Genomic DNA, 12,242 nt, shown 5'->3' with positions numbered 1-12,242 from the left:
AACGTCTCCGCCCGCACCAACCGATTTTCACAGTCATACCCAAACGTCTGCAGCKTGCCCATCCCGCTGCGTTTTTCAATCAGGTTGCCCCACGCATCGTAGGCATACTCCTGATCCCGCCAGCGTTTAAGACGGTTGTCTTTGACGTGATCAAACTGGCTGGTGTTGAAGTTCAGCCGGTTCGCCGCGGCGTCGTAGCGGAATTCTTCGCTGTCGATCAACTGCCCGGTGTCGCGGCTGTGCAACTGGCCGTTGGCTTCGTATTCGTACTTGATCTCGCCGCGCAGTTTGTCGAGGGTGCGGGTCARYTCGCCGGCCGGGTCGTACTGGTGACGGCGGTGGATCGGGTTGTAGGCGTGCTCCACCAGCAGGTCGGGCTGGATGCCGGGGTTGTGCAGGCGCGAGAGTTTTTCCGCCGGCAGGCGCGAGGCGAACTGCCAGCTCTTGCGGCCCATGGCGTCGTAACCGAAGCAACTGGTGAGGGTGCCCTGAGTGCGCAGGACTTCGCGGTGCAGGTCGTCGCGCTCGATGTCGCTGATCAACTGGCCGTCGAGGTTGAGTTGGTGCAGGTGGCCGCTGCCGTAATACAGGTGATTGAGGTGTTGGCCGGTGGGCAACGTCAGGGTGGTGAGGTTGCTCAGTGGGTCGTATTCGTAGGACAAGGCNAGGTGGCCGCTGCCGTAATACAGGTGATTGAGGTGTTGGCCGGTGGGCAACGTCAGGGTGGTGAGGTTGCTCAGTGGGTCGTATTCGTAGGACAAGGCGCCTTGCGCCGTGGTCTCCTGGATCAGCCTTCCGAGCAAGTCGTAGGAGAATTCCAGCGTTTCTTCGCTGACGCCCAGTTGCTTGCCCTGCGCGGTCGGCAGGNTGCGCCGTGGTCTCCTGGATCAGCCTTCCGAGCAAGTCGTAGGAGAATTCCAGCGTTTCTTCGCTGACGCCCAGTTGCTTGCCCTGCGCGGTCGGCAGGTATTTGGACTTGTGGGTCGCGTCGATGATGGTGTGCGGCAGGCCGTCGTCGCCGTTCAGGTATTCGGTGGTGTGGCCGAGGGCGTCGACTTCGGCGATGAGGTTTCTTTTGGGGTGCGCCAGGCCCTGTAGTCGGGGTAATTCATCTGGATGTCGCAGGCCATAGTATTTTTTCAGGCGAATTTAAGCTTTGAATTTAGATTCTTTTATCAATACATCACTTCGTGATTGTGTATCTTCCAGAAATATAGAAATCCACGTATCCATCACCTCAAAAACATCTATACCCAATTCCGGCTCCATGGGTTGCTCATGCCACCAGATAACACCTTTATCATCCGCATGATTATTTATATCGACAGCTAAATAATCCCCGCCCCCATTAGAAAAAATTGTGACCCAGTTTGCTGCGAAGCTCGTTTCTTCTTCATCAATTAAATCTGCCACACATGAAAAGTCTTCGATCTTTTGAGGCCCCATTGATTGCGCGGGAAAAAAAGTGAAGCCATTGTGTACATGCAAATAGAAATCCGACAACCTACCCGCAATCAGATTGATCTTATCTGACTTCAATGGACAGCTACTTAGTGGCAACCCGCCGACATAGTAATAAAGACCACTAGCATCATGGAAGACATATAACAATTCAACTTTCTCGCCACCCAAGACAAACGTGCCGACCAAGCATGTATCTAGCAAGGACAACACCCAAGGCATTTTACCAGCAAAAGAATTCCATGCTGTGGGAAACTTAGGTTTCTCAGAAAAAACAGCACCAAACTCTTTCCACTCCGCAGGAATAATTACATTCACGGGCAATTCATTCGGCGAAAAATACACATCACGACCGACAAAAGAAGTTTTAACTTGCTCTACCACGCATTCCAATGTAATCACTTTCGACTCCTTCTAAGGCAAAAGGCTATAAATTTTTTCCTGCAGTTCAACTTCGAGCTTCGCCGCACGCTCCATCATACTACGTCTAAAGGCAGGATCAACATCCACATTTCCTTTTTTGTAGCGCGTCCATTGTTCGTATGTCTTAGCCCCCCTTGAAGTATTTGCAGTTTCGCTCAAGGGCGAAAAATTCGGCTTATGATTTAATACTTCCAGCTGATTACCAAAGGAAAGTTTGTTAAAACCATCCATTTCCGTAATTTGCTTCATGGGAACGATGTGGTCCGCATGTAAGGGCTTGGTGATTTCTAACCCGGGAAGTGCCGGATCCTTCATCGGGAGCTCAACCTTTTCGTTGACCATAGTTTGAATCTCTTTGCTCGGCGTCCTTGACCTGAGCTTTTGATAGAGATCTGGTGAAACCCCTTTGTGCTCAGGTGGAGGCAAAGTCGGCCGCTTAACGATTTTTACGTTACCTAGATTCGACCCAACCCCCTGAACCTTAATCTCATACCGCGCATCGAACCACTTACCACCTTTAGCCCCTAGCCCTCCTCCTAACAAAGCGCCACCGAAGGCCATCAGTTTCTGTCCATCTGACCCTTGACCAAACAACTCCCCGCCAGCCCAATTTCCCGCCAATCCCCCTGCGACAGCGCCAACAAGCCCTGCAACCACGACCACCGGGCTTGCCAATACGAAGGCACTCGCCAAACCGACGACGAGAACTGCTCGCTCCAGCCACTCCGGGACTTCGGGATTTATCGGGTCGGTCGTATCGGTGCCCCCGCCGATGAATACATTAGCGGAGCCTGCACTGATTTTTCCGTCACATACCGTTCGATCTCCAACACGCGCAGCAGGCTGACCGTTGATACGTACCGAGTCGCTACCTTGGGCCAAAATCTGAGGGGCTGAACCATGTTGTGTGCACACCGCAGTATCGACGTGAGCCCTAGCGGCGGCCCTCCCATTGATAAACACATTTCCTGAACCACTGTTGATCTGGCCTGCGTCATGAGTGGCAAACGAAAGACTTCCAAGTAATTGGCCGATGCCGGCACCCGTTGCTGCACCGGCTCCAACCATGGCACCCAGCGCGATTGCGCCAAAACCCGCGGTTCCTACAATTGCGATACCAATCAGCACCGCACCTGCGCCGAGGGCGAGCCCCCCCAGTAGCCCACTTAGCGCGCGGGAATGCTCAATTGGATCATCCAGGCGTGCCGCTGCTTCGCTCATTCTTGCGAAGCCTCTTCAGCGTCAACCTCGTTATCAGGCGGATAGCGCAATTCCAGTGAGGCGATCAACTCATCGAAGCGGCATCGCTCTTCAGTCGTCATGCCTTTGGGGTTGTTGCTGGTGCCCGTGATTTGCATGAGCAATTCTTGCTGATGTTCATCGCGATGAAGAAACATCAATTGCAATTGATGAACTGGTTGCCCCTGTTGTCGCCAGCGAAACTCGACTCGACGCGCATCAAGCCCCGCCACTTGAACGGGAGTAAGCGGCTCGATCCATTCAACATGCGATAAAGATTTTTTCAACTCGCCGAGTAAGCGCTGAGCCATGGTTTCAAGATCGGCACCACTCTCAATCGGCGAACGCCCTACGACTAACGAAAAAGGACTGGGTCCCATATCCGTCATTGTGAATACATGGAATGTTTTATCTTTGAGATGGGCAGGACGAACAAAACTCAACTCATTAGTCTGAAAGCGTTCGGGAGGTGGTGGTGGTGCGTCGAGTGCCTCCTGCTCCAAGCGCTCTGCTTCGAGTCGCTGTTCCTCACGAATCCTTTGCTCGGAGATTCGGTCGTAAATACTGGTTCGCATGCGGCAGTCCCTTATCCGTCAGCTTATTTGTTCAGGTTGATGACGGTTTTACCTTCCACATCAACCACGATGCCGGACAGGGTAATCGTCCCGTCCTTATTCATGACTAGCTTGCTGGCGCCGACTTCCAGAGTGATGGATGTCGCAGCCTTGATCTTCACTTCGCCTTTATCGACGGTGACGTAATACGATCCCTCCTCTACGGCAATGCTGGTCTCCAGCTTGATTGTTTCCGAGTGCTTGCCTTCAACCTTGATCTGGCGACTTCCACCAACCTTAAGGGTTTCGTCAGCTTCGATTTCCGTATCCATATTGCGCTCGGCATGGACAATGATCTGCTCGGCACCCGCCTTGTCGTCGAAGCGGAAAAAGTTCGCATTGCTGCCCTTCCCCTTCATCGACCGCGTCAGGAACCCGCTCTGGGTCTTGTTCGCCGGCAGTGACCACGGTGGCGTGTTCTGGCTGTTGTAGAGGCTGCCCATGACCAGCGGGCGGTCGGGGTTGCCGTCGAGGAAGACCACCACGACCTCATCGCCCACACGGGGAATCTGGATGCTGCCGAAGCCGCCGCTGGCACCCGCCTGGGCGACGCGGACCCAGCAGGAGCTCTTGTCGTTGTGCTCGCCCTTGCGGTCCCAGTGAAACTGCACCTTCACCCGGCCGAGTTCGTCGGTGAAGATTTCCTCCCCCGGCGGACCGACGATGATCGCGGTCTGCGGGCCGGAGATGGTCGGGCGCGGGGTGGTGAGCTGAGGGCGGAAGACGATCTTTTTGCGCACGCAGGCGAAGGTGTTGTAGTAGCTCGCCTGGTGCCCGCTGAGGTAGTTGTTGTGGCCTTCGCTTTCGACGCTCATCAGCAGGAACTGTCGATCATCGGCGGGGCCTTGGTCGTGATCGTAATGCTGCAGCAGTTCGAAGGTGTAGCCGGGCTTCATCGCGCGGCAGTTACTGGCGCCGTGGAAACTCTTGCCCTTGAGTTCAAGCGCTTCGACTCTCAAACGCAGCAGCGCTTCGCCTTCGTCGTAGGTGCCGTGGGTGTATTGGCCAGGAAAATCATAGATTTCGAAGTCGTCGACGTCGCCTTGCTTGTTCAGGCTCTTCATGGCGACCGGCAAGCGATTGGACGGCTGACGATAATCGAAGGTCTGGACCGCCATTTTCCCGGACTGCAACTGGCGATTACCGCTCCATTGCGTAATGGAGTCGGCGGTCTCGGTGACCGATGCCGTGTGGTAGCGGATCTGCGGCTGTTCAGGCAACGGCACCAGCGTGCTGGAGTCGTCGCAGATGATCATGGTGTGGCCTTCGGCAGTGTGCTCGAAGTAGTAGAACATCCCCTCTTCTTCCAGCAGGCGCTGGACAAAGTTGAAGTCCGTTTCACGGTACTGGGTGATGTAGGTGTAATGCTTGAGCGGCTTGCTCAGGCGGAACTCGTGCCGGGAAAACGCGGTGCACAAGGCAAACACCTGGGTGACCACATCTTCCACCGTGCAACCCTGGAAAATGCGCGTGTCGAAGCGGTTCTTCAGCATCGAGAACCAGGGGTTCAGCGTCGCCGTATAGCGAGCCATGCCGCCGTCGCTGCCGATGCTGGCAAACCGCGTGAGATAGCCCGCCAGGTAACGAGGCGTGGCGTCTGCCAGCTCGATTTCCAGAACCACGTGCTGACCCATCATCGACTTCAGCTCGACGTCGGAGTCCTGGCACACCAGCAGCAACTCGAAGTTGTACGCACGGGACAGACCTTCAGTTCCCTTGAAGGACTCAAGCAACAATTGCTGTTCGGGGTTGGCGAGGTTCTTGAACTTGAACAGGCGCCGATTTTGCGGGGAAAGCATTGCGGCAAGGTCCATCAACATGTGTATCTCCTTGAAAACAGTGGAAAGCTACCGCCCTCTCTCAACCACTGCACATAACGAATCAGATAAGAGGGTCAAAACCCTGTTTGCCGCAACATTGAACCAGGCGAACACTTCGCCACCCTATGTTTTCGGTCTGAGGCACGAATCATCTGCAAGTTCTGCCAGAGGCCACCTGCAAAAAATCCTTCATTTTCATCGATTTTTTTAAACACCGAATGAGATCCCTTACACGCCATTGTGCGTCAGGAACTGCGACCGCAAGGCAGTATGAAAGTGCCATTACCCGGCAAAATATTTGAGAAATTTGTCACACTTCTACAAGTTGCACTGGTTCTCGAACGCGGGAAGGAGACACCCATGTCATGCACTGTGTCAACCCGCACGCAGTGCATGCGGGCACTTCCACGCACTTCGAACTCAGTTCGGGATAATCCCTGAAAAATAATTATCGCCACGCTGGCCACCCAGAAACGCCGATATATCAAGGATGAACGGGAAGTTAGGTGCCACTGACTGGCAACTAATGCCTTATTGCCATCATTGCCGAATGTAACGCGAATAACAAAAAATGGGATCCATGTTGAAATTTTCAACTCGCCCCGCAGTCTGAAGCAGGGCTGATAGCCATCACTTTGGCAATGATGTGAAGTCGGATATTCGACAGCTCGACCGCAGCAACAAGGAAGCGCCTTTCCCCCAAGGACAGTGATGAGTAAATGGATCTTTTAGCCAACGTGCCCAGCTGGGCCGATGTCGAACGCAACCTCGACCAGAAATTCAGCGAGCTGAACCAGGGCGTCAACGACGGCCTGCAGAGCGCTCACGACAACTGGAACGGCTTCACCCGGCGTGTCAGCAATGGCGCGAGCCAGGCCTATGGCTACATGGGTGGTCACCGCATCGATGCGGTGCATCAGGCGATGACCCTCTCCTACCCGATCATCCAGATGGATCTCAAGCGCAAGTGGGCCTCGATTGAAATCGAGCAGATCCTGCCGGTGCTGCTGCAACTGGTCAAGGAAGTCTCGATGATTCTCGGCGGCAGCGTAGCGATCGGCACCGTGGCCGGCGGCGCAGCGGGGGCCTTCGCATTCGGCGTCGGCGCTGCCCCCGGAGCCGCTGCCGGGGCCGGTATCGGCTTGCAGGTCGGCAACCTGATTCTCATGGGCCTGGGCCTGTCAGCCATCGCCGAGTATTTTTACCAGGGCCTGCCCGCCTGCCTCTCGACCTTGCAGGAAGGCATCGCCACGGCCTGGCATGCCGAAGAAGGCGTCAAACCGTCCGGCCTGGACCCCAGCGGCGGTTCCGCCGCACTGGTACAGGAACGTATCGAACGCGCGGCACGACAACTGGCTCGCGGACAGGAGCAACTTGTACTGCTGTTGCTCACCGCCATCGTCACCTACCTGACCCGGGGCCAGATGAAAGCGGGCGTGATGAACAGCATGGAAAGCATCGCGACCCGCAGTGCGAAGCTTCAGGCGGAGATATCGAACAAGCAGTTGGCGGGTTGGCTGGCAAGGAATGAGCAGAAGTTGCTGGCTCGGGATGAGTTGCGGGTGAAGGAACCGGCGCCTCTTCAGAAGGCCGAGCCGGAGACAATGCGTGAGTATTACGCCAAGCAGGACCCTGACTTCGTTTCGGTGGAGGATCAGGTCAAGAAGGTCAAAACCTTCCAGACCAAGGGCTTGTCGAACGAGCAAATCGAAGGCTTCCTGAATACGCCTGACGGGGAAAAACTGCTGGGCAAACTGCAAGCGGCTGCCCCTGACGCTGATGCAACAACCATCTACTCACGGGCGTTCGACCAGGTAGCTTCCGGCTCCACCATCCCCGAAGTAAGGTTAATGGATTCGCCCCTTGTGAAAATCGTACCCGAAGGCCAAGGCGTTTCACCTTACTCGCCGTTCTTTACCACTCATGAGGAGCTACAGGCAGCCGCGAACTCCGGGAGGACACTGGCTGATTCGTTCGGATTGCCGTTGAGCAGCGAATCAACCACCTATTCGATCTACGAGATGGCACCATTGAAGCCAACCGAGGTTTTTGTCAGTAAAGTCGCCCCTACATCAGAATTGAGCGGTGCAATCCAGAGAACCGGTGAATCATTCCAATATCTGACACCTAACCGTGCCGAGTGGGGAACACCAAAATTGATCGGAACCACAGCTAACTAGAGCCTCCTATGGATATCGAAAAACTTAAAGAAAAGACCCTGAAGCTACGGGCAGCCATCGATGCATTAAAGGCAAAAGACCCTGCTGCAGCTAAATTGGATCTAGAACTGGCCCCTCTGATGGATTTGGCCGAGCGTGGTCAAATCCGCACACCTATGGAATGGCGGGATATCCCTGGACGCTATCTGTTCACTGAGGAGGGGTTGCAGCAATATGCAGAGCTTGAGCACGCTTTTGCGGAGTTTAAAATCGAACTGATCGGAGGAGAATCCCCGACGCTACGTCGACTGAAAGCCCAGATGGAAGAAAAGAAGAACAGTAATCCGAAACCTACATAAGCACATAAAATGCCGTAGCCCTTTGACTCAAGCAAGGCGTACTGCAACGCGGTAAGGATTGAATGGCTATTCAGAAAGGCGAGCGTTTCGCCAACGAAGACATTATTCCTGGCCACCGCCTTTTCGACGAAACAAATCTGAGAATGCTGGGTGATCTGAACGGCGCTTACGCGAACTTTTACATTGAGCTGATTGGTGGTCGCGACTGGTCATCGTACAAACTCATTAAATCCAGAATGCGCGAAGATAAAAACCGCCAACCACCAGATCAAGGACACGATGAAATTCAGTGACGTTTTCAAAAGCCGTGAACATATGTTTGCCTTAGGCGTCGAGGAGACAACAGGTCGCCTTTACCTGTCGATTCCAGTCAGCAACGGCATGGTCGACTACGAGGAGTATTACCAAATTGACCGGGCAAACTTCGATCTCTTCCAAACGGATCTTGATACGGCCCTGGCGTTTGCCATGAGCTGTCGCCGCAGAGAGCTGGATGACCTGCTGATTGTGCAGCCGGGGGCCAATAGAGGAACGGCTATCTAAGGCAAGCTCGTCACTCCGGACCAATGGACCGCTGTCCTCGAAATCAAAATCCTTGAACGGCTACCTCCATGTCAAAACTACTGAAGCGCTTGAAAACCTTTTTCAGACAAAAGCCCGCTCCTCCACCCGCCCCCACCGAGCAGGTTGTCGATGCAGCCACCTTGACCGAAGTGGACAAGCAACCTTCCCGAGTGGAAAGGAACCTGTCGTGGCTGCCGAGCAATCGTGAGCCAGAGGTTTTTGTACCGTTGATGCTCCCTGCCTGCCCGGACCTGACGCTAGTGGATGCCCTCCTGTTGCAGCGTTATCGGGTATTCGTCATCGCAAATGACCGGGCCGGATGGACATCAGAGACGATGATAAACCGCGATAAAGCCAGCCGACTGGCTCGTGACTTGTACGGCAAGGGGACAGATATTGGTTATTGTCGAGGTACCGAATCCTCGTTCGAAATCTATTGGCTCATACAATGTGCGGCCATTGTTTCGCTGTTGGCCCATGGACCACAATCGGAACAATTCCTTACCTATAGAAAACATGTTGATTCCAATCGAGACTCTGCCCGGATTGGAGAGCAGGTCCGAATGTTTGATCAATACGTGGCGTCGCGCAGCAATCAAGACGTTGGTACCGAGAGGGACCGCCTCTTGAAAACGCCGACAACTGCCCTCGACTACATTGACAATGCGATCACCATCACCGCCCTGAGATACAACGGCTGTCCAGAATTCCAGATTTATTCAAGCTCGTTAATCCAGTTGCAATTCATCAAGAACGTGTTGCTGGGCGTTGAAAAAGATAAAGCCCGGTTGCACCAATTGACCATCGGCGTTTGGGCCAGCAAAGAGTTTGAAGCCGACGATCCTGAACTTGCTGGCGTACTGGGGGATGCCTTCTACATAGGCATTCAGATCTCACGCGGTCTGAAGATTCAGCTGCCTAACGGGTTGCCACCGGAAAGTCTTCCTCGCACATGAAATTGCTGCGACTTCACGGATAACGCTAAAGGTAACGTAGTGACCGAAACGTGGTACCGCGGCGACAACGGAATCCTATGGATAGCGAATCGTAAGCGTCTGGCGAACACACCGTATTAAGCGTCCGGCAAAGTCATCTACCCAGCCCCGAAAAGCCCAGACAGGGTGTGCACTTAAATTTAAGTTGGCACCAGTTCCAGGTAGTGTGTCAGCGCTACCCAGCGCTTCAGGCTGTAATCGAGGGTTTTGGCGGTTGCCGCACTGTTGGGAACGTATTGGTTCAGCCATCAATGTTGTACTGGGCTTTGTATTGAATCGCCGGGTTCACGCCGATGGCGTTCGCCACCACTTCTTTTTATTCCGATGCAGTGGCCGGCGCTGGCGATTGCGGTTGTCTGCGCAGTGGTTGCCTTGCTGAAATAAGCTTACCGACCGCTCGGCAAGGGCGGTCGCGTTTCGACTTGCTCAAGGCTTACACGGTAGGTGGTGTAAGTGTCGCCGTCTTCAAGGTAAAGGTTGCTCTGGTAATTCGAGACTGCGCCTTTGAGTTTGATGTGCAGGCCGTTGGAGACACGCTGGATTACCACGTCCTTCAAGTCAGTGTCCGAAACCAGGAAGGCCGGGGTCTTGCCGAGGAGCACCTTCATAGTCTCATTATTCCTGCCGTCGCCATTGTTGACGTAGAACCTCAGGTTTTTGGGCTCATCTGGATCCCTGGCATCTTGAACGATGTAGATCGACTGCCCCGGAATGAAGTCTTGCTTCAGGACTACCTCGGAAGGAAATTCCGGTTTGTGCAGGTACGCATAGATGAAAACGCCTACAAGGCAGAGCAAAAAGATAATCAAGAGATACTTTTTAACCCTGACTACAAGAGTTTGCAGTTCGGTCTTGTTCATGGGATTCAACTGTAATCGAAGGTGAATAGCACCAAGCCTTCAATCGGCTCTGTTTGCACCGGCCGTCCGGTAATGGTAGCCATGGCACCCGTCCCGCTCGTTCAGCTCGCCGACAAAGCCCTCGTACGGTTCCAACGGGCTGAGCATGTGCAGCACGCCCGACCACTCGGGGTTTACGGTGCTGATATCTAAGCTGAACAAAGGGTGCAGATGGTTGGCCAGTTCCAGTTGATCGGCGACAAACACGTCTTCACAGGTGGGAACGGCAGCATGCCGGTGGGGACTTTGGTGAAGTCGGGGGTGTGATCGTCGGTCATCAGAGATTCTTCCTTGTGGGTCGCCACGGATTGAGCACTTTGGGTATCAATGGCTGTCTTGGTAAGCGCCCAGCGTGGCGCAGTGGCGACATTTGAACAGGTAGGCGGTAGGCCCATGATCCTTATCCAGGGCATTTAAGAACGCTCGCCACTGTGGACCGTCCTCCAATCCTGTTGAGTCCTGAACGGCGGCGATGGCTGCTGGGCCCAGTTCAAGCAACTCTGCATGGCCGGCCTTACCGACAAACTCGGCTGCGTCGTCGCAGTGGGTCAACCAGCACTCTTGCTGCCAGCCATTAAAACCAGGCGTGCGCTGGCTGACTTCGGCGATCTGCTCCTCGCTCAGCGTGTCTTCGCCGTCCAGGCCGATACTCTCGTCATCGACAAACGTTGCGCCCAGACGCTGGTGCGCACTCCCGTCGGCAATGCACCAAGGGCAGATGCAGTTTTCGTATTCATCAATGGCGTATACCGGGCCCACATAAATGTAGCCTCGCGCCTGATTGCAGCTCACGCAAGTGGCGTAAGAGGCTTGCACCGAACCGCTACCGACGGGATCGGGATGATAAATAAAGTGGGGCAGTGTCATGTACGCATCCTTGTTAAGTGCATGCCTTTCATTGCTCGACCTACTCTAACCATGTCTTGAATTCGAGGGCTTGCTCGGGGGTATTGAGTTGCGTAATCCAGGCGATTTCTTCCGGCACGCTTTGAGAGTCAGAGACTGCGAATACATAAATGGCGTTCTCAAACGCGCACGTCGTCAGCGGCTTCAAGGCCGCAACACAGTGTTCGAAGACGAGTGCGCGGTGACGTTCAAAATCTTCATCGGGAATCGAATCAGCCAAGTCCCACAACAGGCTCGACAGGACGTTGAAGTGTTCGCCACCGAAGGTTTCGTGGCTCCATTCAGCGGGTGACCATTTGAAATACGCCTGCTCAGCAGGTTCTTCAGCCTGCACGCGCGCCAAGTGATCAGCCGTGTTGAACGACGGCACCAGCGTCCGCGCATCCGCGTCTGAGTACAGCGCAAACCCACAGACATCGGCGGTGGGGTGCGCTTGGCGAAATTGCTCGATGGCCTTCTTGCACGCTACCTGAACATCTCGCTGAAAATGGTCGTTGATCTGGCCCGAGTCGCTCATTCAAAAAAGAACCTCATGAAACCATCCATATCCGTGCCCTCAACATCGCCGACCACTTCCCTGGCCCTGAACAGAAAGGCGGGCGGCCGCTGCCCCAGGATACGGCGTACGCGTTGTTTCATCTGATATCGCTGTACGGCGGCATGGGCTCAATCAACGACGTTGTTCTGTATGAAAATGCAAAACCCTTGCTGGACGAAAACAACGAACTGCAAGGGCTGCTATCAGATCTTCATCAGCTTTGCGCAGGGAGCCATTGAACCCGGCGCCCCACGCTTGCCAATGC

Annotated in this window: 14 protein-coding genes and 1 pseudogene; 6 read left to right on the top strand and 9 right to left on the bottom strand. The window is 54.4% G+C overall.

The window, feature by feature from the left end; translation table 11 throughout:
* The 5 genes and pseudogenes from ASD95_RS08895 to ASD95_RS08865 form a co-directional block, all read right to left on the bottom strand.
* Positions 1-665 (bottom strand): annotated as a pseudogene (locus ASD95_RS08895) (RHS repeat domain-containing protein); the annotation flags it as partial.
* A 484-nt stretch (positions 666-1,149) separates the two neighbouring features.
* On the bottom strand, positions 1,150-1,863 hold the full coding sequence (locus ASD95_RS08885) for an SMI1/KNR4 family protein (RefSeq protein WP_056724005.1): 714 nt from the start codon (positions 1,861-1,863) through the stop codon (positions 1,150-1,152).
* Positions 1,864-1,875: 12 nt separating this feature from the next.
* A complete protein-coding gene (locus ASD95_RS08875; protein WP_156385753.1) occupies positions 1,876-3,105 on the bottom strand; it encodes a PAAR domain-containing protein in 1,230 nt (409 codons plus the stop codon).
* A complete protein-coding gene (locus tag ASD95_RS08870; RefSeq protein ID WP_056724000.1) occupies positions 3,102-3,698 on the bottom strand; it encodes a DcrB-related protein in 597 nt (198 codons plus the stop codon). The genes ASD95_RS08875 and ASD95_RS08870 overlap by 4 nt, the downstream gene beginning before the upstream one ends.
* A gap of 23 nt (positions 3,699-3,721) precedes the next feature.
* Positions 3,722-5,557 carry a type VI secretion system Vgr family protein gene (locus tag ASD95_RS08865; RefSeq protein WP_056723998.1) on the bottom strand — a complete coding sequence of 612 codons (1,836 nt, stop codon included), beginning with the start codon at positions 5,555-5,557 and terminating at the stop codon, positions 3,722-3,724.
* 719 nt (positions 5,558-6,276) lie between these two features.
* Here ASD95_RS08865 and ASD95_RS08860 point away from each other — a divergent pair.
* The 5 genes from ASD95_RS08860 (at position 6,277) to ASD95_RS29680 (ending at position 9,595) form a co-directional block, all read left to right on the top strand.
* Positions 6,277-7,737 (top strand): DUF6861 domain-containing protein, encoded by a 1,461-nt coding sequence (locus tag ASD95_RS08860; protein ID WP_056723996.1) that lies wholly within the window; start codon positions 6,277-6,279, stop codon positions 7,735-7,737.
* Positions 7,738-7,745: 8 nt separating this feature from the next.
* Positions 7,746-8,075: a hypothetical protein gene (locus ASD95_RS08855; RefSeq protein WP_046820293.1), complete on the top strand. Its 330-nt coding sequence runs from the start codon at positions 7,746-7,748 to the stop codon at positions 8,073-8,075.
* A 62-nt stretch (positions 8,076-8,137) separates the two neighbouring features.
* Complete coding sequence (locus tag ASD95_RS08850) at positions 8,138-8,368, top strand: hypothetical protein (protein WP_052760685.1); 231 nt, start codon at positions 8,138-8,140, stop codon at positions 8,366-8,368.
* A complete protein-coding gene (locus tag ASD95_RS08845) occupies positions 8,355-8,618 on the top strand; it encodes a hypothetical protein (RefSeq protein ID WP_056723995.1) in 264 nt (87 codons plus the stop codon). Before ASD95_RS08850 ends, ASD95_RS08845 begins: the two co-directional genes overlap by 14 nt.
* Positions 8,619-8,686: 68 nt before the next feature.
* Entirely contained in the window at positions 8,687-9,595 is a 909-nt protein-coding gene (locus tag ASD95_RS29680) for an immunity protein Tsi6 family protein (protein WP_236709729.1), read from the top strand.
* Between the two features lie 425 nt (positions 9,596-10,020).
* Here the strand turns inward: ASD95_RS29680 and ASD95_RS08835 are convergent, their stop codons facing one another.
* The 4 genes from ASD95_RS08835 to ASD95_RS08820 all read right to left on the bottom strand — a co-directional run bounded on the left by ASD95_RS08835 (position 10,021) and on the right by ASD95_RS08820 (position 11,956).
* Positions 10,021-10,494 (bottom strand): hypothetical protein, encoded by a 474-nt coding sequence (locus ASD95_RS08835; protein ID WP_056723993.1) that lies wholly within the window; start codon positions 10,492-10,494, stop codon positions 10,021-10,023.
* Positions 10,495-10,533: 39 nt separating this feature from the next.
* Positions 10,534-10,740 carry a hypothetical protein gene (locus ASD95_RS08830; RefSeq protein WP_056723991.1) on the bottom strand — a complete coding sequence of 69 codons (207 nt, stop codon included), beginning with the start codon at positions 10,738-10,740 and terminating at the stop codon, positions 10,534-10,536.
* Positions 10,741-10,857: 117 nt separating this feature from the next.
* On the bottom strand, positions 10,858-11,400 hold the full coding sequence (locus tag ASD95_RS08825) for a CbrC family protein (protein ID WP_056723989.1): 543 nt from the start codon (positions 11,398-11,400) through the stop codon (positions 10,858-10,860).
* 40 nt (positions 11,401-11,440) lie between these two features.
* On the bottom strand, positions 11,441-11,956 hold the full coding sequence (locus ASD95_RS08820; RefSeq protein WP_056723987.1) for a DUF4303 domain-containing protein: 516 nt from the start codon (positions 11,954-11,956) through the stop codon (positions 11,441-11,443).
* Positions 11,957-11,979: 23 nt separating this feature from the next.
* On the opposite strand from ASD95_RS08820, the gene ASD95_RS30260 reads away from it, so the two are divergent.
* Entirely contained in the window at positions 11,980-12,216 is a 237-nt protein-coding gene (locus ASD95_RS30260; RefSeq protein WP_442965738.1) for a DUF6966 domain-containing protein, read from the top strand.
* Positions 12,217-12,242: the final 26 nt, after the last annotated feature.

The organism is Pseudomonas sp. Root71, assembly GCF_001429045.1.
GTDB classification, from domain to species: domain Bacteria; phylum Pseudomonadota; class Gammaproteobacteria; order Pseudomonadales; family Pseudomonadaceae; genus Aquipseudomonas; species Aquipseudomonas monachiensis.
Note: the sequence above shows the minus strand (reverse complement) of the source record. Positions and strands in the feature narration are given on the sequence as shown.

Excerpts from the sequence above, each read along its gene's own strand:
- ASD95_RS08875 (WP_156385753.1), bottom strand. The coding sequence starts at position 3,105 with ATGAGCGAAGCAGCGGCACGCCTGGATGATCCAATTGAGCATTCCCGC.
- ASD95_RS08870 (WP_056724000.1), bottom strand. The coding sequence starts at position 3,698 with ATGCGAACCAGTATTTACGACCGAATCTCCGAGCAAAGGATTCGTGAG.
- ASD95_RS08865 (WP_056723998.1), bottom strand. The coding sequence starts at position 5,557 with ATGTTGATGGACCTTGCCGCAATGCTTTCCCCGCAAAATCGGCGCCTG.
- ASD95_RS08860 (WP_056723996.1), top strand. The coding sequence starts at position 6,277 with ATGGATCTTTTAGCCAACGTGCCCAGCTGGGCCGATGTCGAACGCAAC.
- ASD95_RS08855 (WP_046820293.1), top strand. The coding sequence starts at position 7,746 with ATGGATATCGAAAAACTTAAAGAAAAGACCCTGAAGCTACGGGCAGCC.
- ASD95_RS08850 (WP_052760685.1), top strand. The coding sequence starts at position 8,138 with ATGGCTATTCAGAAAGGCGAGCGTTTCGCCAACGAAGACATTATTCCT.
- ASD95_RS08845 (WP_056723995.1), top strand. The coding sequence starts at position 8,355 with ATGAAATTCAGTGACGTTTTCAAAAGCCGTGAACATATGTTTGCCTTA.
- ASD95_RS29680 (WP_236709729.1), top strand. The coding sequence starts at position 8,687 with ATGTCAAAACTACTGAAGCGCTTGAAAACCTTTTTCAGACAAAAGCCC.
- ASD95_RS08835 (WP_056723993.1), bottom strand. The coding sequence starts at position 10,494 with ATGAACAAGACCGAACTGCAAACTCTTGTAGTCAGGGTTAAAAAGTAT.
- ASD95_RS08825 (WP_056723989.1), bottom strand. The coding sequence starts at position 11,400 with ATGACACTGCCCCACTTTATTTATCATCCCGATCCCGTCGGTAGCGGT.
- ASD95_RS08820 (WP_056723987.1), bottom strand. The coding sequence starts at position 11,956 with ATGAGCGACTCGGGCCAGATCAACGACCATTTTCAGCGAGATGTTCAG.